Source organism: Streptomyces sp. DH12, assembly GCF_020873895.1.
Lineage (GTDB): Bacteria > Actinomycetota > Actinomycetes > Streptomycetales > Streptomycetaceae > Streptomyces.
Window position 1 is genome coordinate 1 of the sequence record NZ_JAHWGT010000046.1, and the last position, 21,354, is coordinate 21,354.

General features: G+C 73.3%; 22 protein-coding genes and 1 rRNA gene. 17 read left to right on the plus strand and 6 right to left on the minus strand.

Features of this window, described 5'->3' with window-relative positions:
* Window positions 1–8: 8 nt before the first annotated feature.
* From rrf to LPA54_RS29585, 9 genes are all read left to right on the plus strand, one after another.
* Window positions 9–125 (plus strand): 5S ribosomal RNA (gene rrf, locus LPA54_RS29545).
* 69 nt (window positions 126–194) lie between these two features.
* Window positions 195–839, plus strand: coding sequence for an HAD family phosphatase (locus tag LPA54_RS29550; RefSeq protein WP_228983517.1), 645 nt, complete (start codon window positions 195–197; stop codon window positions 837–839).
* A 43-nt stretch (window positions 840–882) separates the two neighbouring features.
* Window positions 883–2,142 (plus strand): MFS transporter, encoded by a 1,260-nt coding sequence (locus LPA54_RS29555; protein WP_228983519.1) that lies wholly within the window; start codon window positions 883–885, stop codon window positions 2,140–2,142.
* Window positions 2,111–3,289 (plus strand): acetoin utilization protein AcuC, encoded by a 1,179-nt coding sequence (locus LPA54_RS29560; protein ID WP_228983521.1) that lies wholly within the window; start codon window positions 2,111–2,113, stop codon window positions 3,287–3,289. Before LPA54_RS29555 ends, LPA54_RS29560 begins: the two co-directional genes overlap by 32 nt.
* 242 nt (window positions 3,290–3,531) lie before the next feature.
* Entirely contained in the window at window positions 3,532–4,347 is an 816-nt protein-coding gene (locus tag LPA54_RS29565; RefSeq protein WP_228983523.1) for a phosphatase, read from the plus strand.
* Window positions 4,348–4,474: 127 nt separating this feature from the next.
* On the plus strand, window positions 4,475–4,687 hold the full coding sequence (locus tag LPA54_RS29570; protein WP_058944276.1) for a helix-turn-helix domain-containing protein: 213 nt from the start codon (window positions 4,475–4,477) through the stop codon (window positions 4,685–4,687).
* Window positions 4,688–4,850: 163 nt separating this feature from the next.
* A complete protein-coding gene (locus LPA54_RS29575; RefSeq protein WP_003948845.1) occupies window positions 4,851–4,949 on the plus strand; it encodes an AURKAIP1/COX24 domain-containing protein in 99 nt (32 codons plus the stop codon).
* Between the two features lie 183 nt (window positions 4,950–5,132).
* Window positions 5,133–6,191, plus strand: a complete 1,059-nt coding sequence (locus tag LPA54_RS29580; RefSeq protein ID WP_228983524.1) for an NAD-dependent epimerase/dehydratase family protein — start codon at window positions 5,133–5,135, stop codon at window positions 6,189–6,191.
* A gap of 196 nt (window positions 6,192–6,387) precedes the next feature.
* Window positions 6,388–7,407 carry a lysophospholipid acyltransferase family protein gene (locus tag LPA54_RS29585; RefSeq protein WP_228983525.1) on the plus strand — a complete coding sequence of 340 codons (1,020 nt, stop codon included), beginning with the start codon at window positions 6,388–6,390 and terminating at the stop codon, window positions 7,405–7,407.
* Between the two features lie 105 nt (window positions 7,408–7,512).
* On the opposite strand, the gene LPA54_RS29590 is transcribed toward LPA54_RS29585, so the two are convergent.
* From LPA54_RS29590 to LPA54_RS29600, 3 genes are all read right to left on the minus strand, one after another.
* A complete protein-coding gene (locus LPA54_RS29590) occupies window positions 7,513–8,715 on the minus strand; it encodes a DUF5667 domain-containing protein (RefSeq protein ID WP_228983526.1) in 1,203 nt (400 codons plus the stop codon).
* A gap of 285 nt (window positions 8,716–9,000) precedes the next feature.
* The gene (locus LPA54_RS29595; RefSeq protein WP_058944271.1) at window positions 9,001–9,783 is read right to left on the minus strand and encodes an ECF subfamily RNA polymerase sigma factor, BldN family; all 783 of its coding nucleotides are present in this window, start codon (window positions 9,781–9,783) and stop codon (window positions 9,001–9,003) included.
* 419 nt (window positions 9,784–10,202) lie between these two features.
* Entirely contained in the window at window positions 10,203–11,123 is a 921-nt protein-coding gene (locus tag LPA54_RS29600) for an HAD family phosphatase (RefSeq protein WP_228983527.1), read from the minus strand.
* A gap of 114 nt (window positions 11,124–11,237) precedes the next feature.
* On the opposite strand from LPA54_RS29600, the gene LPA54_RS29605 reads away from it, so the two are divergent.
* The 5 genes from LPA54_RS29605 (at window position 11,238) to LPA54_RS29625 (ending at window position 16,675) form a co-directional block, all read left to right on the plus strand.
* Window positions 11,238–11,507, plus strand: coding sequence for a glutaredoxin family protein (locus LPA54_RS29605; protein WP_228983529.1), 270 nt, complete (start codon window positions 11,238–11,240; stop codon window positions 11,505–11,507).
* Window positions 11,508–11,875: 368 nt separating this feature from the next.
* Window positions 11,876–12,667: a redox-sensing transcriptional repressor Rex gene (locus tag LPA54_RS29610; RefSeq protein WP_228983531.1), complete on the plus strand. Its 792-nt coding sequence runs from the start codon at window positions 11,876–11,878 to the stop codon at window positions 12,665–12,667.
* A complete protein-coding gene (locus LPA54_RS29615) occupies window positions 12,664–14,019 on the plus strand; it encodes a glutamyl-tRNA reductase (protein WP_228983532.1) in 1,356 nt (451 codons plus the stop codon). Before LPA54_RS29610 ends, LPA54_RS29615 begins: the two co-directional genes overlap by 4 nt.
* Window positions 14,016–15,011 carry a hydroxymethylbilane synthase gene (hemC, locus tag LPA54_RS29620; RefSeq protein ID WP_228983533.1) on the plus strand — a complete coding sequence of 332 codons (996 nt, stop codon included), beginning with the start codon at window positions 14,016–14,018 and terminating at the stop codon, window positions 15,009–15,011. Before LPA54_RS29615 ends, hemC begins: the two co-directional genes overlap by 4 nt.
* Window positions 15,008–16,675 (plus strand): bifunctional uroporphyrinogen-III C-methyltransferase/uroporphyrinogen-III synthase, encoded by a 1,668-nt coding sequence (locus LPA54_RS29625; protein ID WP_228983536.1) that lies wholly within the window; start codon window positions 15,008–15,010, stop codon window positions 16,673–16,675. The genes hemC and LPA54_RS29625 overlap by 4 nt, the downstream gene beginning before the upstream one ends.
* A 64-nt stretch (window positions 16,676–16,739) precedes the next feature.
* Here the strand turns inward: LPA54_RS29625 and LPA54_RS29630 are convergent, their stop codons facing one another.
* Together LPA54_RS29630 and LPA54_RS29635 are read right to left on the minus strand one after the other, a co-directional pair.
* On the minus strand, window positions 16,740–17,000 hold the full coding sequence (locus LPA54_RS29630; RefSeq protein ID WP_228983538.1) for a DUF397 domain-containing protein: 261 nt from the start codon (window positions 16,998–17,000) through the stop codon (window positions 16,740–16,742).
* Window positions 16,997–17,830, minus strand: a complete 834-nt coding sequence (locus LPA54_RS29635; protein ID WP_228983540.1) for a helix-turn-helix transcriptional regulator — start codon at window positions 17,828–17,830, stop codon at window positions 16,997–16,999. The genes LPA54_RS29630 and LPA54_RS29635 overlap by 4 nt, the downstream gene beginning before the upstream one ends.
* A 165-nt stretch (window positions 17,831–17,995) precedes the next feature.
* On the opposite strand from LPA54_RS29635, the gene LPA54_RS29640 reads away from it, so the two are divergent.
* Window positions 17,996–18,445: an ATP-binding protein gene (locus LPA54_RS29640; RefSeq protein ID WP_228983542.1), complete on the plus strand. Its 450-nt coding sequence runs from the start codon at window positions 17,996–17,998 to the stop codon at window positions 18,443–18,445.
* Between the two features lie 208 nt (window positions 18,446–18,653).
* Window positions 18,654–19,574 carry a serine hydrolase gene (locus LPA54_RS29645; RefSeq protein WP_228983544.1) on the plus strand — a complete coding sequence of 307 codons (921 nt, stop codon included), beginning with the start codon at window positions 18,654–18,656 and terminating at the stop codon, window positions 19,572–19,574.
* Between the two features lie 157 nt (window positions 19,575–19,731).
* On the opposite strand, the gene LPA54_RS29650 is transcribed toward LPA54_RS29645, so the two are convergent.
* Entirely contained in the window at window positions 19,732–20,277 is a 546-nt protein-coding gene (locus tag LPA54_RS29650; RefSeq protein WP_228983547.1) for a DinB family protein, read from the minus strand.
* A 100-nt stretch (window positions 20,278–20,377) separates the two neighbouring features.
* Here LPA54_RS29650 and LPA54_RS29655 point away from each other — a divergent pair, with 100 nt between their 5' ends.
* Complete coding sequence (locus LPA54_RS29655; protein WP_228983549.1) at window positions 20,378–21,340, plus strand: YafY family protein; 963 nt, start codon at window positions 20,378–20,380, stop codon at window positions 21,338–21,340.
* The last annotated feature ends 14 nt before the right edge of the window (window positions 21,341–21,354 follow it).

Below are 21,354 nucleotides of genomic sequence, written 5' to 3' on the forward strand. Positions count from 1 at the left end.
CATAGTGTTTCGGTGGTCATAGCGTTAGGGAAACGCCCGGTTACATTTCGAACCCGGAAGCTAAGCCTTTCAGCGCCGATGGTACTGCAGGGGGGACCCTGTGGGAGAGTAGGACACCGCCGAACAAATTGTGGCCCCGGCCCCGAGGAATCCGTTCCTCGGGGCCGGGGCTTTTTTGCGTCTAGGGTGATGTCATGCGCTACGACCTGGTCATATTCGACAACGACGGCGTCCTCGTGGACAGCGAACCCCTTTCCAACGCCCTCCTGGCCGGCTACCTGACCGAACTCGGGCACCCGACCACCTACGAGGAGTCCCTGCGGGACTACATGGGCGGGGCCATGCACCGCGTGCACGACACCATCCTCGAACGGACCGGCCAGCAGCTGCCCGACGACTTCGACCAGACCTTCCACACCCGCGTCTTCGCCGCCTTCGAACGGGACCTCACCGCCGTCCCCGGCGTCACCGACGCCCTCGGCAAACTCGTCGCCGCCGGCGTCCCCTACTGCGTCGCCTCCTCCGGCAGCCACGAACGGATCCGCGTCGGACACCGCAAGACCGGCCTCGACCTCTGGTTCGCGCCCGACGCCGTCTTCAGCGCCCAGGACGTCGGCCGCGGCAAGCCCGCCCCCGACCTCTTCCTCCACGCCGCCGAGCGCATGGGCATCGCCCCCGAACGCTGCGCCGTCGTCGAGGACAGCCCCCTCGGCGTACAGGCCGCCAACGCCGCCGGGATGGACGTGTACGCCTTCACCGCCATGAACACCGCCGCGCAACTCACCGGCGCCACCGGATACTTCGACGACATGGCGGACCTGCCCGACCTCCTCCTGTGACAGGTCTGTCCACGACCCGACCCCCGCCCTACCCTTTCCGGCCATGACGGAAGCGGCGAAGACCCCGGTGCGGCTGCGGCGCGGGCGGACAGCGCTGGCCTTCTCCTTCCTCACCCAGGGCATCACCTTCGCCCTGCTCGTCACCCGCGTCCCCGCCGTCCAAAGCCGCTACGGCGTCCCCGACGCGGCCCTCACCGCCCTCCTCGCCGCCGTGCCCCTCCTCGCCGGCGTCGGCAGCCTCACCACCGGGACGCTCGTCACCCGCGTCCCCGCGCGCACCGTCCTGCGGTGCAGCCAACCCCTGGTCCTGCTCGCCCTACTCGCCGTCGGCACCGGACACCACACCTGGCACCTCGCCGTCGCGCTCGGCACCTTCGGCCTGGCCGTCGGCGCGCTCGACGCCTCCATGAACATGCTCGGCGTCAGCCTCCAACACGCCCACGGCCGCAGCATCATGCTCGGCTTCCACGCCGCGTACAGCCTCGGCGGGATCGCCGGAGCCACCCTCGCCTGGGCCGCCGTACGAGCCGGCCTGCCGCTCGGCCTCTCCTACGCCCCCGTCGTCCTGCTCCTGCTGCCCGCCGTCCTCCTCACCGGCCCCCGGCACACCGACGGCGCCCCGACGCCCCCCACACGCCACCAGGCCCCGCAGAACGCCGCCACGCCCACCCGCGGCGCCCGCCGGCCCCGTGGCACCGGCGGGCGGGCCCTCGTGCCGCTGTGCGTCGTCATGGCGGTCGCCTACATCGGCGACTCGACCGTCTCCAACTGGAGCGCCACCTACCTCCGTGACGTCCTCGGCGGCTCCGAAGCCCTCGCGACCCTCCCGTACAACGCCTACGCGGCCACCACCCTCCTCGGCCGGGCCGGCGGCGACCGGGCCGTCCGGCGGTTCGGGGCGCCGGCCGTCGTACGGGGCGGCGGGCTGCTCGCCGCCTGCGGGTTCGCCGCCGTCGCCGCGGCCCCCGGGCCCCTCACCGGGCTGGCCGGCTTCACCGCGCTCGGCCTCGGCCTCAGCGTCCTCGTCCCGCAGACCTTCGCCGCTGCCGGACGCGCCGCCCAGGGCCGGGGCCCCGGCGCCACCGACGCCGCCGTCGCCCGGCTCAACGTCTTCACCTACCTCGGCTACCTCGTCGGAGCGCCCCTCGTCGGCGCGCTCGGCGCGGCGTGGGACCCCCGGGGCGCCATGGTCGTACCGCTCCTCCTCGTCCTCCTCGCCGTCGCGTACGCCGGATCGTTCACGGAGCAACCAGACCGATACGGTGGCGGTCATGAGCGGCCGCGCACTGTTGATGTGGGATGACGCAGCGACCCGGTACGACTTCGGGCCCAGCCACCCGATGGACCCCGTACGGCTCGCGCTGACCGTGGAGTTGGTGCGGGCCCTCGGACTCGACCGGTCCGTCGACGTGGTCTCGGCCAAACCCGCCGGGGACTCCACCCTGCGCCTCGTCCACCGCGAGGACTACGTCGCCGCCGTCCGTGCCGCGTCCGCCGACCCCGCCCGCGCCGACCAGGACTACGGGCTCGGCACCCTCGACGACCCGGCGTTCGCCGGGATGCACGAGGCGTCCGCGCTCATCGCGGGGCTCTCCGTCGGCGCCGCCGAAGCGGTGTGGCGCGGCACCGCCACCCGGGCCGTCAACTTCACCGGCGGCCTCCACCACGCCATGCCCGGCGCCGCCGCCGGCTTCTGCGTCTACAACGACGCGTCGCTCGCCATCGCCCGGCTCCTGGAGCTCGGCGCCGAACGCGTCGCCTACCTCGACGTCGACGTCCACCACGGCGACGGCGTGCAGGCCGCGTTCTGGGACGACCCCCGCGTCCTCACCATCTCCCTCCACGAACACCCCCGCACCCTCTTCCCCGGCACCGGCAGGCCCGAGGAGACCGGTGCCCAGGGCCCCGGCGAAGGGAGCGCCGTCAACGTCGCCCTGCCCGCCGGCACCGGCGACGCCGGCTGGCTGCGCGCCTTCCACGCCGTCGTCCCCGAACTGCTCGCCGACTTCCGGCCCCAGGTCCTCGTCACCCAGCACGGGGCCGACACCCACTTCGAGGACCCGCTCGCCCACCTCGCCGTCTCCCTCGACGCGCAGCGGGCCGTGCAGTTGGCGTGCCGCGCGCTCGCCGACGAACACGCGGAGGGCGGCCGGTGGATCGCCCTCGGCGGCGGCGGGTACGCGGTCGTCGACGTCGTCCCGCGGTCCTGGGCGCACCTCGTCGGCATCGTCGCCGGCGCGGACGTACCCCCGGACACGGACGTCCCGCCGGCCTGGCGCGACCTCGTGTACGCGCGGACCCGGCAGCCCGCGCCCCGGCGGATGACCGACGGCCGGTGGCCGGTGACCTGGCGGGCCTGGGAGGACGGCTACGACCCGGAGGACCGTCTCGACCAAGCCGTCCTCGCCACCCGCCGGGCCGTCTTCCCGCTGCGCGGCCTCCTCGTCTGACCCGGCCCCCTCACCTGAACCCCCGGGACCCCGGCCGAGCCCCGCCCCACCGGAACCCGGCGAGCCCCGCCCCACCGGAACCCGGCGAGCCCCACCCCACCGGAACCCGATGAGCCCCGGCCCGCCGGAACCCGGCCGAGCCCCCGTACCGGCCCCCGGCCCGCGCGGCGGCGTTACGCCGACCGTGCGGCGGCCCGGGAAATCCGGCGCGCGCGGCCGCGCCGTGCGGCAGCATCGACGGGGTGCTGACGACCGCGGCGCTGCGCGCGCACCTGCTGGCGGCCGGGCTGGCCGGCCGCGTGGCCACCCTCCGCGAACGGAGCCTGCGCAACTACCGGCTGTTCGCCGCCGGCGACCCGCGGGCCACCCTCGGACTCGACCCCGACCGGCCCTGGGACGAGTCGGCCCTGTTACGGCTCATGGCGGACAGGTGCGGCGTCTCCCCGGACCCCCGGCACCGGACCGGCGCCGACGTCATCGACCCCGACCGCACCCTGCGCGCTCTCGACGCCTTCGCCGAACGGCTCGCGGCCGCGGCCGCCCGCCGCGCCCCCGTGCTCCTCGGCACCGGCCACCCGCACCGACTCCTGCCGTTCTACGCCATGTTGGCAGACGCCATGTCGTCGGCAGGATGTCTCGTTCTCACCCCCGCGCAGGGGAGATCTGTCGACATAACGACCCGATTGGGTCTACGCACGTACAACCTCGACTACGTACGGGGAGTCGCGATGGTGCGGGAACCGCAGGTCGGAGGCGCCGGTTGTGAGCCGGGCGCACACACCCACTCGCCGCTGCCCGTGCGGGTCGCCCTGGAGGCCGCGGCCGAGGGCGGCGGGCCTCTCCCGGAGCTGGTGGTGGGGGACCACGGATGGGTCTGCGGAGCAGGTCAGATGGGTATCGAGGCCATCGGGCTGGCCGACGCGGACGACCCCGCGCCGTTCGTCGCGGAGGCCGAGGGGCGGGTCGCCGTGACCGTGCCGCTCGACGACGGGGTGCGGTCCGATTACTACCGGCCGCTCACTCGCTATGTACTCAATCGGGCGTGTCTGTCACAGTAGGCGGCGGATGGCTGCTCCTCTTCCCCACCCGTATCAACCGCCCCTAGTCTGGGGAGTGAGCGCACAGCGACGAAGAGTCACCGGAGGGGAAGCCGGTGGCGTCATGTGCGGAAGGTACAGGTGGGTCATGGTTGCTGCTGGCGAGACACCTCTCAACGAGGTCAAGTTCCTGACCGTGGCAGAAGTTGCCTCGGTGATGCGCGTATCGAAGATGACCGTGTACCGGTTGGTGCACAGCGGTCATTTGCCGGCCATCCGGGTGGGGAGGTCCTTCCGGGTGCCGGAGCAGGCGGTGCACGAGTACCTCCGCGAGTCCTTCGTGGGGGTGGAGACCGCATAAGACCGCACGGTCCGCACAGGGCGGAGTCCCGTCCCCACCCTCGGATTACGACCTCGGCGCTTCGACGGGTAGGCTAGGCCGACGTAGGTCGTGTGGGCCCAGACGCCCCGCACCGAGATCCCCGCTGATGCGGGGGTGTTCCGAGAAGTGAGCGAGGGTAGTCGTGGGCTCTGTTATCAAGAAGCGGCGCAAGCGGATGGCGAAGAAGAAGCACCGCAAGCTTCTGAAGCGCACCCGTGTGCAGCGTCGCAACAAGAAGTAAGCGGCGGCTTCACGTGCGCCTCGCGGCCCTCCCACCGGTGACGGTGGGAGGGCCGCGGTCATGTCCGGGCCGCGCCCGGCGGCCTTCGGTTCCGGACGTTTCCGCGTCGGCGGTCGTCACAGCGCGACAGCCACCCGCTACGGTGGCAGCCACACGCTCGGGACCGAACGGAAGGCGCTGATCTTGGGCAGGGTCGTGCTCGTCACCGGGGTGGCCCGGCCGCTCGCCGGCCGTTTCGTACGACGCGTCACCCGCGATCCCGACGTCGACCGCGTCATCGGGGTGGACGCCCTCGCCCCCGCCCACCCCCTCGGCGGTGCCCTCTTCGTCCGCACGGACATCCGGCAGCCCGCCTTCGGCCGCCTCCTCGCCGAGCACGGGGTGGACACGGTCGTCCACCTGGACGTCTCGGCGACCCCGCTGGGCGGCGGCGGCCGGACCGCGGTCAAGGAGACCAACGTCATCGGCACGATGCAGCTGCTCGGCGCCTGCCAGAAGTGCCCCACGGTCACCCGGCTCGTCGTCCGCTCCAGCACCGGCGTCTACGGCTCGGCCCCGCGCGACCCGGCCGTCTTCACCGAGACGACACCGCCCAAGTCGCTGCCCCACGGCGGCTTCGCGAAGGACGTCGCCGAGGTCGAGGGGTACGTACGGGGCTTCGCCCGGCGCCGCCCCGACGTCGCCGTGTGCGTCCTGCGCTTCGCCAACATCCTCGGCCCCGGGGCCGACTCCCCGCTCGCCGAGTACTTCTCGCTGCCCGTGCTGCCGACGGTCCTCGGGTACGACCCGCGGCTCCAGTTCGTCCACGAGGACGACGTGCTGGACGTGCTGCGGATCGCCTCGTCGGAGCCCCGCCGGGCCACGCTCAACAGCGGCACCTTCAACATCGCGGGCGACGGCGTGCTGACGCTCTCTCAGTGCGCCAGGCGCCTGGGCCGGCCGACCGTCCCCGTGCTGCCGCCCGCCGTCACCTGGGTGGGCACGGCGCTGCGGACGGTCGGCCTGAGCGACTTCTCGCCGGAGCAGGTCCGGCTGCTGACGCACGGCCGGGTGGTCAGTACGACGCAGATGCGCGAGACCCTCGGCTTCACGCCGTCGTACACCACGGCCGAGACCTTCGCGGACTTCGCCCGTCACCGGGGGCCGGGGATCCTGCCCCCCGCCGCCATCGCGGCGGCGGTCGACGGCGTGGCCGCCCGCCTCGGCGACGGCGTCGCCCAGTGGACGGCGAAGCGGTCGTGACGCCGGGGCGCGGGCGGGTACCCGCGACGGCGCCGGCGCGGGCGGGAACGCCCGGCGGCGGCAGGGGCGCCGGCGGCGGGAGCGGCGGGGACGCCGGGGGCGGCGGGATGATCGGCGCCGCGCCACCGGGGACCGGTACGACAGCCGGGACGGAAGCATCAGCCGGGACGGACGGGACAAGGAGCGCGGGCTAACGATGGCGGACGCCAAGGTCATCCCCTTCGACGAGGACCGGCCGCGCGGCGGTGCGCCGCGCGCGGCCCGCAGGCGGTCGGCGGCGGGGGGCGCCGCGGCGGGGGTGACCCCGCTGCCGGGCCCGCCGACGCCCCCGGCCGCCGACCCCGCGCCGCCGCCGGCCGAACGGCCCGCGGACGGCGGCGCGTGGGAGCGCCGCGTCGCCGGCGGCCTCGCCTTCCTGCGCCGCCGCCTCACCGGCGAGTACGAGGTCGACGAGTTCGGGTACGACGAGGAGCTCACCGACCAGGTCCTGATGTCGCTGCTGCGGCCCCTGTACGAGAAGTACTTCCGGGTGGAGGTGCTCGGCGTCGAGAACATCCCCGCCGAGGGCGGCGCCCTGGTGGTGGCGAACCACTCGGGCACGCTGCCGCTGGACGGGCTGATGATGCAGGTCGCCGTCCACGACCACCACCCCGCCGACCGGCACCTGCGGCTCCTCGCCGCGGACCTGGTGTTCATGCTGCCCGTCGTCAGCGAGCTGGCCCGCAAGGCCGGGCACACGCTGGCGTGCGCGGAGGACGCCGAGCGGCTGCTGCGGCGGGGCGAGGTCGTCGGGGTGATGCCGGAGGGCTTCAAGGGCATCGGCAAGCCGTTCAGCGAGCGGTACAAGCTCCAGCGGTTCGGGCGGGGCGGTTTCGTGTCGACGGCGCTGCGGGCGGGCGCGCCGATCGTGCCCTGCGCGATCGTCGGCGCCGAGGAGATCTACCCGATGGTCGGCAACGCCAAGACGCTGGCGCGCCTGCTGGGCTTCCCGTACTTCCCGCTCACCCCGACCTTCCCGTGGTTGGGGCCGCTGGGGGCGCTGCCGCTGCCGACGAAGTGGACGATCCAGTTCGGTGAGCCGATCCCCACCGACGGGTACGCGCCGGAGGCGGCGGAGGATCCGATGCTGATGTTCAACCTCACGGACCAGGTGCGGGAGCAGATCCAGCACACGCTGTACAAGCTGCTGGTGCGCAGGCGGTCGGTCTTCTTCTGAGCCGCGCCCGCGAAGGTGGCTGCGCGGCGAGGGGCGTACGGCGACGGGCGCCGCTCCGTGGGGGAGCGGCGCCCGTCGTACGGCCGCGGGGGTGCGGGCGCCGCGCTAGCGGGCGTCGTCCTGGTCGATGCCGAGGCCCGGGAGGATGCCGGGCAGCAGTGGCGGCAGGGTGACGTCCGGCGCGGGGACCGGTGCCTCGGGCGTGCCGTCCTGGTCGGGCGGTGCCGATGTCGCCGGTCCGTCCGGGTCGAGGAGACCGCCGGTGTCGCCGCCGATGAGGCCCTGGTCCGCGGAGGGCCGGGAGTCGGTCGGGCGGGGGCTGTCCCCGGTGCCGCCGGGCGGCTGGGCGTGGGGGCTGGACGGGGACTGGCGGGACGGGGCGGGGCCCGTCGAGCCGCCTGGTGTCCCCGGCTTGGCGGAGCCGCGGCCGTCGCTCTTCTGCGGGGTGCTGGGCAGTTGCGCCTGGAGCGGGCCGACCTGTTCGTCTATGGCGTCGAACACGGACGTCACCTGGTCGCGGACGTCGGTCAGCTGGGGCGGCAGCTTGTCGCGCAGGCCGTCCCACGTGCCGCGGTGGTTGCGGGCGAACGAGTCGAGCGTCGCCATCGGGCCGATGCGGCCGTCCCGCTCGTAGGCGAGGCGGAGGAGTCGGTGGCCCTCGGACACGTCGTGCTGCATGCCGTTGAGGACGCGGCGGATCTCGTTGAGCGACTCGTGGTCCAACTGGCCGACGCGGCCGCGCTCCATCAGCCGCCGTGCTTCGCTGAGCCGGGTGGAGGCGTGGTCGAGGTAGATCTCGCCCCGGTCGGCGTCGTCGTCCGCCAGACCGAGTGTCAGATCCTCCATGCCGCGCTTCAACCCGTACAGCGAGTCACCCGGGAGGGCGTCGGAACTGGCAGCGGCCACCCCGCTGAACGCCCCCGCCGCCACGCCCACGGTCAGGCCGCCGGCGGCCAACCCCTTCGACCAGCGGCTGCGGGGCCGCAATTTCCGGAGGGCGGTGGCGCGGTGCGCGCCCCGGCCGCTCGACGTCCGCTGCTCCGGAACCGTAGGGTCCGCGGACGCACCGCCCGCGGCCGTGCCTTCCTGGAGCATCGCTTCCATGGCGGCGACGAGCTGCGCTCGCTGCACCACCTTCACCTCGGGGTCCAACGCCGGCTTGGGCAGTTCGCCGAGGCCGTTCGCCACGGCCAGCAGCGGACCGTGCTCGGTGGGTCCGGCCGACGCCTCGGGCTGCTGGGCCGCCTGATCTTCCAGGGCCTGGGCGAAGGCGTTCGCCCGCCGGTGCGCCGATACGTTCGCGATCACTGGCGGCACCTCCTCTCGTCATGACGGTCGACTCCCCAAGGGGTCCGGAAGGTTGCACACCTTGAACACATCCACACGAACGAGTGAGTGGCTGTGGACACGGCGCGACCACAGGGAGCCTGCATCCCGCACAACGAGCGTCTCGGCACTTGGGTTACGGACGGAAGATGATCGGACCAGCGCGTCATGAGGTGGTCACCGGGGTCGGTCGACGGGGAGGGGGACGGGCGGGACGGACGGGGCGGGCGGGACCCGAGGGACCGGCGGGCCGGTGGGGCGGTCGGCTCAGCGGGCGTCTTCGGGGAGGAGCCGGGCGAGGGTCCGCACGGCGCGGTACTGGAGGGTCTTGATCGCGCCCTCGTTCTTCCCCATGACGCGCGCGGTCTCGGCGACCGACAGGCCCTGGAGGAAGCGCAGGGTGACGCACTCCTGCTGCTGCGGGTTCAGCTTGCGCACCGCTTCGAGCAGGGCGGCGTTGGAGAGGGACTCCAGCACCGAGTCCTCCGGGCTGCGCTCGACCTCGTTGGCGTCGAGCATCTCCCCGGTGGTCACTTCGAGCCGGAACCTGCTCGACTTGAAGTGGTCGGCGACCAGGTTCCGCGCGATCGTGACCAGCCAGGCGCCGAAGTCCCGCCCCTGCCAGGTGAAGGTGGAGATGCGGCGCAGGGCGCGCAGGAACGTCTCGCTGGTGAGGTCCTCCGCGGTCGCCTTCCCCCCGACGCGGTAGTAGATGTAGCGGTAGACGGTGTCGCTGTACTGGTCGTACAGGCGGCCGAACGCCTCGGCCTCACCGGCCTGGGCGCGCTCGACCAGCTCCATCATGCGGGCGCTGTCGCTGTCGGCGGTGGGCCGCCGGGCGGCGGTCGAGGTGCCCGAGCCGCCGCGTCCGCCCCGTCTTCCGACGGCGGCGGCACCGCCGTCGGCCAGGGCGTAGCAGGGACCGGCGGGGGCCGGTACGGCGAAGGCGGGGACGGCGTACGCGGTGGGGACGAAGCCGCGCAAGTGGTCGAGGACCGTTGCGCGGAGCGTAGCCAGGCCCGAGGCGTCAACCCCGACGTGTGGGTACACGGGACTCCCAGAGGCAGAGCTTCCATCACGTGCAGTGCGGGACCGTTCACTCGTCGTGGCGACGTGTGGGGGGTTCCGTATGCGTCTGAGGAGAATAACGCTTCGTGCAGGGAGCGCTACACCGAGTTGCTCAAATCATCGATTCAGTCGCTTCTCTTACGGCTGCGCGACGGATCCAGGCGCAGTTGGTGACCGTTTGCTGCCTGGATAACTTCGTTTTCTGTCTGACCGCTGGATGAGTTGTGGTCGAGTGCGTCGGGCGCGACTGGGGCCCGCGCCAGGCGGGTAAGACCGGTGATTGGCCCGCGCACGCTCCGGTGCGCCCCCGGGCCTCACCTGGACGGCCCTGGACGCCCGGGCGGGGCGGCGGCGGGGGTGCTTCAGCGGTGGCGGGGCGGCGGAGGCGCGTCGGCTGCGCGTCAGCGGCGGCGGCGGTGCAGGGCGACCGCGGCGGCCGTGCCGCCGGCCAGGGCGCCGACGCCCGCGGCGGCCGGGATGCCGACCTTCGCGGCCTTGCGCCCGGTCCGGTAGTCGCGCAGCCGCCACTCCCGCTCCCGGGCGTACCGGCGCAGCTGCGCGTCCGGGTTGATGGCGTAGGGGTGGCCGACGAGGGAGAGCATCGGGATGTCGTTGTGCGAGTCGCTGTACGCGGCGCAGCGCTCCAGGTCCAGGCCCTCCTTGGCGGCGAGGGCGCGGACGGCCTCCGCCTTGGCGGGCCCGTGCAGCGGCTCGCCGACCAGCCGGCCCGTGTACACGCCCTCCACCGACTCGGCGACCGTGCCGAGGGCGCCGGTCAGCCCCAGTCGGCGGGCGATGATCGTCGCCGTCTCGACGGGCGCCGCGGTGACGAGCCAGACCTTCTGGCCGGCGTCGAGGTGGGCCTGGGCGAGGGCGCGGGTGCCCGGCCAGATGCGGTCGGCCATGTACTCGTCGTAGATCTCCTCGCCGATGGTCATCAGCTCGGAGACGCGGTGGCCGCGCACGATCGACAGGGCGCTCTCGCGGGCGTCCTGCATGTGCTCGGGGTCCTCGACCCCGGCCAGCCTGAACCAGGTCTGCTGCCAGGCGAAGCGGGCCAGCTCTCGGCGCTGGAAGAACTTCCGCTTGTACAGGCCGCGGCCGAAGTGGAACAGGGCGGCGCCCTGCATCACCGTGTTGTCCAGGTCGAAGAAGGCGGCGGCGCGGACGTCGCCGCGCACCGGGAACTCGGCTTCCGGTTCGGTCAGGAGCTGCAGCTGCTGCGAGGTCTTGCGCGCCGCCTCCGCCGCGGCCTCGCCGGCCAGCACGCTGCGTGCCGTGGCGGAGCGCCTGCGCGGGGTGAGCCATCCGAGTGCGGCCATGACGCGAGCATAGCCAGTGTGTTCGGTCCTGCCCGACACGCGGGGACGCCGTCAGGGGGAACGCCCGGCGGCCGGGGGGTGAACCGGGGCCGCGCGGGCGCGGACAATGGGCGCATGTTCGGACGCAGGAAGAAGAGGGCCGACGGGCCCCGGACGGTCACGCTCATCGGCAAGCCCGGCTGCCACCTGTGCGACGACGCGCGCGAGGTCGTCGCGCGGGTCTGCGCCGAGACGGGGGCCGCGTGGGAGGAGAGGGACATCACCGAGGACGAGGAGCTGCACCGCGCCTACTGGGAGCAGATCCCCGTCGTGCTGGTCGACGGCGAGCAGCACACCTTCTGGCGCGTGGACGCGGCGCGGCTGCGGGCGGAGCTGCTGGGCTGAGGCCGGGCGGAAGGGCTCCGGCCGGAGGGGCGGCGGGAGGGCGCCCGGGAGGGTCGGGCGGGAAGTCGGCCGCGAGTGGGCCGAATGGCGTGGTGACCGGGAAAAGACGGTTACCATCGTGTGCGTTTTGTTCGGTTTCGGGGGCGTCATCGTGGGGAGTGTGCTCGGTTTTGCCCTATCCAGAGATCGAACGCGTGGTGGCTCCCGCCGGTTCCGTGATGGCGCGATGGAGTTGCGTGACCCCGGTCACTTTGCACGGACAAAGCGGACATCATCTTTGTGCACGCGTTCACAAAGACATAGCCTGCTGTCGACGGGGCGGTCTCGGGACGGGCCGCCCGCAGCCCCGCTCATCCCGCAGGAGCACCGTGGCAACTGGCCGAACTCACCGACCGGCGACCCGTAGCCGAGGCATTCCCGAGGCCACCGTCGCCCGGCTCCCGCTGTACCTGCGGGCCCTCACCGCGCTGTCGGAGCGCTCCGTACCCACGGTCTCCTCCGAGGAGCTCGCCGCGGCTGCCGGGGTCAACTCGGCCAAGCTGCGCAAGGACTTCAGCTACCTCGGCTCGTACGGCACGCGGGGTGTCGGGTACGACGTCGAGTACCTCGTCTACCAGATCTCCCGCGAGCTCGGTCTCACACAGGACTGGCCGATCGTCATGGTCGGCATCGGCAACCTCGGCGCGGCCCTCGCCAACTACGGCGGCTTCGCCTCGCGCGGTTTCCGCGTGGCCGCGCTGCTCGACGCCGACGCCTCGATGGTCGGGCGGCCCGTCGCCGGCATCCCGGTCCGGCACATCGACGACCTCGAGAAGATCATCGACGACAACGGCGTGTCGATCGGTGTCATCGCGACCCCGGCCGGCGCCGCCCAGCAGGTCTGCGACCGGCTCGTCGCGGCCGGTGTCACCTCGATCCTGAACTTCGCGCCGACCGTGCTGTCCGTGCCGGACGGCGTCGACGTGCGCAAGGTCGACCTCTCCATCGAGCTGCAGATCCTCGCCTTCCACGAGCAGCGCAAGGCCGGCGAGGAGGCGGGTGTCGCGGACGCCGTCCTGCCGCCCGCGGCCGCCGCCGCCGTGCGCGAGGTCGCCGCCCCGGCCGCCCAGGGGGGCCGGAAAGGACCCGACGGGGACGTCCCCGCCGTGATGCCGGCATGAGTCTCCTCGTCGTCGGCCTCAGCCACCGCAGCGCGCCGGTCAGCGTGCTGGAGCGGGCCTCCCTCGACTCCGACACGCAGGCCAAGCTGCTCCAGGACACCCTCGCGGCCGAGCCGGCCGTCGAGGCGGCGGTCCTCGCGACCTGCAACCGCATCGAGCTCTACGCCGACGTGGACAAGTTCCACGCCGGTGTCGCCGAGCTGTCCACGCTCCTCGCCCAGCACAGCGGCGTGGGGCTGGAGGAGCTGACCCCCCACCTCTACGTGCACTACGAGGACCGGGCCGTCCACCACCTGTTCTCGGTGGCGTGCGGGCTGGACTCCATGGTCGTCGGCGAGGGCCAGATCCTCGGCCAGATCAAGGACTCCCTCGCCCGCGCCCAGGAGCTGCACACCGCCGGCCGGCTGCTGAACGACCTGTTCCAGCAGGCGCTGCGGGTCGGCAAGCGCGCGCACAGCGAGACCGGCATCGACCGCGCCGGGCAGTCGCTGGTCACCTTCGGCCTGGAGCAGCTCGCCGTCGGCCGGGCCGACGTGAACGCCTGGGCGAAGGGCAAGCGCGCCCTCGTCATCGGCGCCGGCTCCATGTCGTCGCTGGCCGCCGCGACCCTCGCCCGCGCCGGCGTCGACGAGGTCGTCATCGCCAACCGGACCGCCGAGCGGGCCGAGCGGCTCGTACGGATCCTCACCGAGCCCGGCGGCACGGGCGTGGCCGCCCGCGCGGTCGGCATGTCCGCGGTCGGCGACGAGCTGGCCCTGGCCGACGTGGTCGTCTCCTGCACCGGCGCGACCGGCCTCGTCCTGACCGGCCAGGCCGTCGAGAGCGCCCTGGTGGGCCGCACCGCGCCGCTCGCGCTGCTCGACCTGGCCATGCCCCGCGACATCGACCACGCGGTGCACGGCATGGTGAACGTGCGACTGGTCGACATCGAGTCGCTCGCCGAGGCGTCCGCGGACGCGCCGATGGCCGCCGACGTCGACCGGGTCCGCTCCATCGTCTCCGACGAGGTCGCCGTCTTCGGCGCGGCCCAGCGCGCGGCGCACATCACCCCGACCGTCGTCGCGCTGCGCACGATGGCCGCCGATGTCGTCGCGAGCGAGATGGCCCGCCTGGAGGGGCGCCTCCCCGCACTCGACGAGAAGCAGCGCGCGGAGATCAACCAGACCGTGCGCCGCGTCGTCGACAAGCTGCTCCACGCGCCGACCGTGCGCGTGAAGCAGCTCGCCAGCGAGCCGGGTGGCGCCGGGTACGCCGACGCGCTGCGCACACTCTTCGACCTCGACCCGGAGACGGTCGCCGCCGTCTCGCGGGCCGACCTGACGGACGCCGACGTGAACCGAGGGCGAGTATGACCGAGAGGGCCCAGAGCACCCAGAGGGCACTGAGGCTGGGAACCAGGCGGAGCAAGCTCGCCATGGCCCAGTCCGGGCAGGTCGCGGACGCCGTCCGCGAGCTGACCGGCCGCCCCGTGGAGCTCGTCGAGATCACCACGTACGGGGACACCTCCCGCGAGCACCTCGCGCAGATCGGCGGCACCGGTGTGTTCGTCACCGCGCTGCGCGACGCGCTCCTCGCCGGTGACGTCGACTTCGCCGTGCACTCGCTGAAGGACCTGCCCACCACGCAGCCCGACGAGCTGGCCCTCGCCGCGATCCCGCGGCGCGAGGACCCGCGCGACGCGCTCGTCGCCCGCGACGGGCTGCCGCTCGCGGAGCTGGCCGCCCCCTCGCGGGGGCGCGCCGCCCGCGTCGGCACCGGCTCGCCGCGCCGCATGGCGCAGCTCAACGCCTACGCCCGGGACCACGGCCTGCGGATCGAGACCGTCCCCATCCGGGGCAACGTCGACACCCGCATCGGCTTCGTCCGCGACGGGGAGCTCGACGCGGTCGTGCTGGCCGCGGCCGGCCTGAACCGCATCGGCCGGGCCGACGAGGTGACCGAGTACCTGTCGGTCGACACCGTCCTGCCCGCCCCGGGCCAGGGCGCGCTGGCGATCGAGTGCCCGGCCGCGGACACCGACCTCGTCGCCGTCCTGGCGCGGCTCGACGACCCGCACACGCGGGCGGCCGTCACCGCCGAGCGGTCCCTGCTCGCCGCCCTGGAGGCCGGCTGCTCCGCGCCCGTGGGCGCGCTCGCCGACCTGCCGCACTCCGGCGACCACGATGTTCATGAGATGCGCCTGCGCGGCGTCGTCGGCACGACCGACGGCTCCACGCTGGTGCAGTTGTCCACCACCGGTCCCGTACCCACGTCGCACCACGACGCGGTGGCCCTCGGTCGCGAACTCGCGTCCGAGATGCTCGCCAAGGGCGCGGCCGGTCTTATGGGGGAGCGAGCACTTTGAGCCCCACCACCGCATCCAAGGCTTCCTCGGCGTTCTCCGCGTGGGGGCACGTCACCTTCCTCGGCGCCGGACCCGGTGATCCGGGGCTGCTGACACTGCGCGCCGTCGAGGCGCTCGCCGGCGCGGACGTACTGATCGCCGAGCCGGACGTGCTCGACGTCGTACGCGGCCACGCGCGGGCGGGCGTGAGCACGCCCGAGCTGACGGTTGTCGACGATGCGTCAACAGCCGCCGTCGTCCCGGTGTTGAGGGACGCGGCCAATCTTGTCATGGAGGCCGCGCGCAGCGGCAAGCGGGTGGTGCGTGCGCTGAGCGGCGACCCGGGGCTCGACGGCAACGCGGGCGCCGAGATGCTCGCCTGCGCCTCGGCGGGCATCCCGTTCGAGGTCGTGCCCGGTGTCGCCGCCGCCGTCGGCGTGCCCGCGTACGCCGGTGTGCCGCTGCGTGACGCCGAGGGCGCGGACGTGCGCTTCGTCGACGCCCGCACCGCCAGCGACCGCTGCTGGACGGAGGTCGGCGCGTCCGACGGCACCGTGGTGGTGTCCACGACGCTGGACGCCGTCGCCGCGGCCGCCGGCGAGCTGGTCGCCTCGGGCCGCAAGCCCGACACCCCCCTGACGGTCACCGTCGCCGGGACGACCACCCGGCAGCGGACCTGGACGGCCACGCTCGGCTCCATCGCGCAGACGCTGAAGCAGGCGAAGGTGCTGCCCTCGCCGGACGGCCACCAGCCCGTCATAGCCGTGGTCGGTGAGCGCAGCGCCGCCGCCCAGCGCGACCGGCTCGCCTGGTTCGAGTCGAAGCCGCTGTTCGGCTGGAAGGTCCTCGTGCCGCGCACGAAGGAGCAGGCGGCGTCCCTCTCCGACCAGCTCAGGTCGTACGGCGCGGTGCCCAGCGAGGTGCCCACCATCGCCGTCGAGCCGCCGCGCACGCCGCAGCAGATGGAGCGCGCGGTGAAGGGGCTCGTCACCGGCCGGTACGAGTGGATCGCCTTCACCTCGGTCAACGCCGTCAAGGCCGTCCGGGAGAAGTTCGAGGAGTACGGGCTCGACGCCCGCGCCTTCGCCGGGATCAAGGTCGCGGCGGTGGGCGAGCAGACCGCCCGCGCGCTCGTGGAGTTCGGCGTCAAGCCGGACCTGGTGCCGAGCGGGGAGCAGTCCGCGGCGGGGCTGCTGGAGGACTGGCCGCCGTACGACCCGGTCTTCGACCCGATCGACCGAGTGTTCCTGCCGCGCGCCGACATCGCCACCGAGACGCTGGTGGCCGGGCTGATCGAGCTGGGCTGGGAGGTCGACGACGTCACGGCGTACCGGACCGTGCGCGCCTCGCCCCCGCCGGCGGAGACCCGCGAGGCGATCAAGGGCGGTGGCTTCGACGCGGTGCTGTTCACGTCGTCGTCGACCGTGCGGAACCTCGTCGGCATCGCGGGCAAGCCGCACAACGTCACGGTGATCGCGTGCATCGGCCCGGCGACGGCGAAGACGGCGGAGGAGCACGGCCTGCGGGTCGACGTCCTGTCGCCGGAGCCGTCGGTGACGAAGCTGGCGGAGGCGCTGGCGGAGTTCGGCGCGAAGCGCCGCGCGGCGGCGGTGGAGGCCGGCGACCCGGTCACCCGGCCGTCCGAGCGGCGCCCGGGGGCGCGGCGGCGGCGCTCCACGACGTAGGCGCGAGCGCACACCGCGGCCCCGTACCCGAGCACTCGGGTACGGGGCCGCGGTGTCGTCCGGGTCAGCGCCCGGAGGCGTAGGGCACGAAGGCCGCCCAGGTGGTGGGGGCGAGGGCCAGGCGGGGGCCGGTGGGGTTCTTGGAGTCGCGGACGAGGATGCGGTCGGGGGCGGTGGCGACCTCGACGCAGTCGGGGCCGTCGGAGGTGCTATAGCTGCTCTTGATCCAGGCCACTTCGACGCAGGAGGGGGTGTCTGCGCCGCTGTAGCTGCTCTTTATCCATTCGATCACTGTCCCGACCCCGCAGGCGGGCTTGAAGCTCATGGCTCTCCCAGCATTTTCTCGATGAAGGCAAGGGACTCTTCGGGCGTGAGCGCCTGGGCACGGATGATCCCATAGCGGATCTCAAGGACCTGTACGAGTTTCGGCTCGACGATCGCACGACTGGTGAGCTGCACCTCGTTGTAGCCCATCGTGGTCCCGTCTTTGAGCCTGAGTACCCGGAAGGGGCCGTCGACCCCGGCGTTGCCCTCACGCGCGAGGGGCATGATCTGAATATCGACACTCCGCAACTCGCCCATTTGCAATAAGTGTTCGAGTTGCCTGCGCATCGCCATTGTGCCCCCGTAAGGCCGCCGCAGAGTCGACTCACACTGGACGAAGCTAAGGACGGGCGAAGCGGCAGCACTGGTCACGATCTGTTGACGTGCCGTGCGTGCGGCGACCTGCTGCGTCAGTTCCTCCTCCGTGAACGGAGGCCGACGGGAAGCGAACACCGCCCGCGCGTACTCCTCCGTCTGCAACAGTCCGTCGATGACCGAGTTGTTGTAGGAGCAGATCTCCACCGCCTCGGCCTCCAGGCGCTTCACGTCCCGGACCTTCTTCGGGTACCTGACCTCCGCCAGTTCCTCCTTCATCGCCGCGACCTTGCCGCCCGCGCCCAGGGCCTCGTCCGCCGCGTCCAGGTACTCCGGGCGCGGGATGCGGCGGCCCCGCTCCACGGAGGAGACCAGTTCCTCGCCGTAGCCGATGGCGCGGCCGAACTCGGTCTGGGTGAGGCCGGCCGCCTCGCGCCACAGCTTCAGTTGGCGGGTGACCGCGCGCACCACCGCGCCCGCCTCCTCGTCGTCCAGACACGAGTCGCCGTCGATCACGTCTGCCGCCCTCCCTCCGCCGTCGGCCCTTCCCTGCACAACGGTGTGGGCGGCGTCCCGGTAACCCCGGACAGCCCGGACGTGAGTGGGACGGGGGCGGACAGCGGGTGTCCGCACGGGCGGCCGTCCTTCAACCGGCGGCCGGGCGCGGCCACGCTGGGCGGCGTGACTCGTGAAAGCGCTGCCGTCGGCCCGCTGTGCGCCGACTCCCCGCACCGGTTCTCCGTACCGCTGTCCGCCACCCGGCGCGGCGCCCGGCTCGCCCGGCTGCTCGCCGCCGAGCGGCTGCGGGAGTGGGAGGTGCCCGACGACCCCGCGCTGCTGATCGTCGCCGAACTCGCGGCCAACGCCGTGCTGCACGGCCGGGTGCCGGGGCGGAGCTTCCGCCTCACCCTGGCCCTCACCGGCTCGGGCACGCTGTGCGTCGAGGTCACCGACACGCGGGGTGACCGGACGCCGGTACGGGGACGGCTCGCCGGCGAGGTGCCGGGGGAGTGCGGGTACGGGCTGCTGCTCGTCGAGGAGCTGGCGGACCGCTGGGGCGTGCGGCACGGGCCGGTGCCGTGCAAGACGGTGTGGGCCGAGCTGGACCCTGCTCCCGGCGACGGCCCGTGAACGGCGGCGTACGGGCCTCCCCGGACCCTCCTCGGACCCTCCCGGCCGCACGTCGGGGTGCCCGCTCCGGAGGGCCGGCCCTGGAGCCCTTCGCTCCCTGAAACCCGCGTACAACCTCCGATCGCCCCGGTGAGTCCCACGAGGCGATGCCCGCGTGCGCCCGACGGCGCTCGGGGGACGCCCGTAGGACCTCGAGAAGGACTTCTGCATGACTCGCCGGACCATAGGCCGGGGCGGCGCGCTCGCGGCCGTCGTCAGTACCGCGCTGCTCGTACCCGCCCTCATTCCGACCACCGCCGTCGCCGCCACTCCGACCGTGAGCTGCACGTCGGCCAAGGACGGCCTCGCCGCCAAGCTGAAGAAGGACATCACGGCCGCCCTCGCGGGTCGCAAGAGCACCGTCGCCCTCGGCCTCTACGACCGCGCCACCAAGACCAGCTGCACCCTGCGGGCCACCCACTCCTACGACTCGGCCAGCACCGTCAAGGTCACCGTGCTCGCCGCACTGCTGTGGGACGCCAAGAAGCAGAACAGGTACCTCACGGGCAGCGAGCAGTCGCTCGCCACAGCCATGATCACCAAGTCCGACAACGCCGCGACCAGCAAGCTCTGGAAGCAGCTCGGCACTACGAAGATCAAGGGCTTCCTGAGCGCCGCCGGCATGACCGGGACCGTGCCGGGCAGCGGCGGCTACTGGGGCCTGACCCAGGTGAACGTCAGGGACGAGCAGAGGCTGCTGTCGCTCATCACCGCCAGGAACAGCGTGCTGAGCGACAACGCCCGCGCCTACATACGGAAACTGATGGGCCAGGTCGTCTCCTCGCAGCGCTGGGGCACCCCGGCCGGCGTCCCGTCCTCCGTCTCCGTGGGGGTCAAGAACGGCTGGCTCCAGCGCTCCACGCACGGCTGGCGCGTGCACAGCCTGGGCACCTTCCAGGGCGCCGGCCACGACTACGCGATCACCGTGCTGACGCACGACAACAGCACCATGGACTACGGCGTGACCACCATTCAGAAGGTCTCCCAGGCCATCCACAAGGCCCTGGTGCCGACCGGGCCCGGAATCACCCGCTTCACCCCGACCAGCCGGCCGAGCGAGGCGCTCGTCCCCGTGCCGCCGCAGGGCTGACGCTCCACGAGACCGCCGGTTGTCGCCCGGCGTCCCCCCGGCCCGCGTCCGGTGCCGTGCGGAGGGACGCCGGGCCGCCGCGGCCGCCCGGACGACGGTCCGGTCAGGCGGTGGCCGGAGGATGTCGTTCGGGTGCTTTTCGCGGGCGGCGTACCGGTCACCCCATCGTCTTGGCGCCGTCCAGGGACTCGCGGATGATGTCGGCGTGACCGGCGTGCTGGGCGGTCTCGGCGATGACGTGCAGCAGCGCCCGGCGGGCCGACCACCGGAGGCCGGGCTTGAACCACGGCGCCTCCGGCAGCGGATGGTCCATGTCCAGGTCGGGCAGGGCGGCGATCAGCTCGTCGGTCCGGCGGGCCACCGCCTCGTACTCGGCCAGCACACCGGCCAGCGTCTCGCCGGGCAGCAGCCGGAACTCGTCCCCCCGCGCGGCCTGGTCGCCCTCGGCCATGGCGTCGAAGTCGGGCATGGCCGACGGGCCCTCCACGATGAAGTCCACCCAGAGGCGCTCCATCTCGGCGACGTGCTTGATCAGGCCGCCCAGGCACAGGGCGCTGACGGTGGTCCGCCGCCCGGCCTGCTCGTCGCTGAGGCCCTGGGTGGTGAAGCGCAGGAAGTTCCGGTGCATGCCCAGCGTCTGCAACAGGTCGGCACGCTCGCCGGTGAGGGTGGCCGTCTCGTTCGGGTTCGAGGTCTCGGTCATGGTCTTCCGCCTCCGGTGGGTTCCGTGTTCCTCGTTCTACGACCACGGTAGGAGTCATAGCGGCCACTTTCCGTCCTGAATTCCCGGGAGAATCGGAGGCATGGCGAACACCAGCACCCGGACACTGCGACTGCTGTCCCTCCTGCAGACCCACCGCTACTGGCCCGGGAACGAACTGGCCGACCGGCTCGGCGTCTCCGTCCGCACGCTGCGCCGGGACGTCGACCGGCTGCGCGAACTCGGCTATCCGGTGGAGGCCCAGCGCGGGGTCGACGGCGGCTACCAGCTCGCCGCGGGGGCAGCGCTGCCGCCCCTGGTCATCGACGACGACGAGGCCGTCGCCCTCGCCGTCGGGCTGCACACCGCCGCGGAGGGCGCGGTGGAGGGCATCGCCGAATCGTCGGTCCGGGTGCTGGCCAAGGTGGCGCAGGTGATGCCCGCCCGGCTGCGCCACCGGGTCGAGGCGCTGCGCGCGATGACCGTGCCCGCCGGCTGGGGCAGCCCGGACCGGGCGGGCGTCGACCCGGGCGTGCTCACCACGCTGGCGCTGGCCTGCCGGGACAGCGAACGGCTCCGCTTCGGCTACACCGCCGCCGACGGCCGCCGCACCGACCGGGAGGTCGAGCCCCACCGGCTGGTCCGCCTCGCACGCCGCTGGTACCTGGTCGCGTACGACCTCACCCGGCAGGACTGGCGCAGCTTCCGGGTCGACCGGCTCACCGCGCCGGAGGGCACCGGCACGCCGTTCCGTCCGCGCGCCCTGCCCGCCGCCGACGCCGCCGAGTTCGTCCGCGCCGGGATCGGCGGCCTGCCCCGCCCCCACCGAGTGACGGTCCTGGTGGACGCGCCGGCCGCGACCGTACGGCAGCGGATCGGGCGGTGGAGCACGGTCGAGGAGGTGGACGCCGAGCACTGCCGGGTCCGCATGACCAGCGACTCGCTGGACTGGCCGACCCTGGCCCTGGGCTCCCTGGGCGCCGAGTTCCGCGTGCTCGACCCGCCCGAGATGTTCGACCAACTCCGTGACTGGGCAGCCCGGTTCGACCGCGCGACAAGGGAATGACCGCCCGGCCGGTC

Coding starts and splice junctions, on each gene's coding strand:
- LPA54_RS29550 (WP_228983517.1), top strand. CDS start 195: ATGCGCTACGACCTGGTCATATTCGACAACGACGGCGTCCTCGTGGAC.
- LPA54_RS29555 (WP_228983519.1), top strand. CDS start 883: ATGACGGAAGCGGCGAAGACCCCGGTGCGGCTGCGGCGCGGGCGGACA.
- LPA54_RS29560 (WP_228983521.1), top strand. CDS start 2,111: ATGAGCGGCCGCGCACTGTTGATGTGGGATGACGCAGCGACCCGGTAC.
- LPA54_RS29570 (WP_058944276.1), top strand. CDS start 4,475: ATGGTTGCTGCTGGCGAGACACCTCTCAACGAGGTCAAGTTCCTGACC.
- LPA54_RS29585 (WP_228983525.1), top strand. CDS start 6,388: ATGGCGGACGCCAAGGTCATCCCCTTCGACGAGGACCGGCCGCGCGGC.
- LPA54_RS29600 (WP_228983527.1), bottom strand. CDS start 11,123: ATGGCCGCACTCGGATGGCTCACCCCGCGCAGGCGCTCCGCCACGGCA.
- LPA54_RS29605 (WP_228983529.1), top strand. CDS start 11,238: ATGTTCGGACGCAGGAAGAAGAGGGCCGACGGGCCCCGGACGGTCACG.
- LPA54_RS29615 (WP_228983532.1), top strand. CDS start 12,664: ATGAGTCTCCTCGTCGTCGGCCTCAGCCACCGCAGCGCGCCGGTCAGC.
- hemC (WP_228983533.1), top strand. CDS start 14,016: ATGACCGAGAGGGCCCAGAGCACCCAGAGGGCACTGAGGCTGGGAACC.
- LPA54_RS29630 (WP_228983538.1), bottom strand. CDS start 17,000: ATGAGCTTCAAGCCCGCCTGCGGGGTCGGGACAGTGATCGAATGGATA.
- LPA54_RS29645 (WP_228983544.1), top strand. CDS start 18,654: ATGACTCGCCGGACCATAGGCCGGGGCGGCGCGCTCGCGGCCGTCGTC.
- LPA54_RS29650 (WP_228983547.1), bottom strand. CDS start 20,277: ATGACCGAGACCTCGAACCCGAACGAGACGGCCACCCTCACCGGCGAG.
- LPA54_RS29655 (WP_228983549.1), top strand. CDS start 20,378: ATGGCGAACACCAGCACCCGGACACTGCGACTGCTGTCCCTCCTGCAG.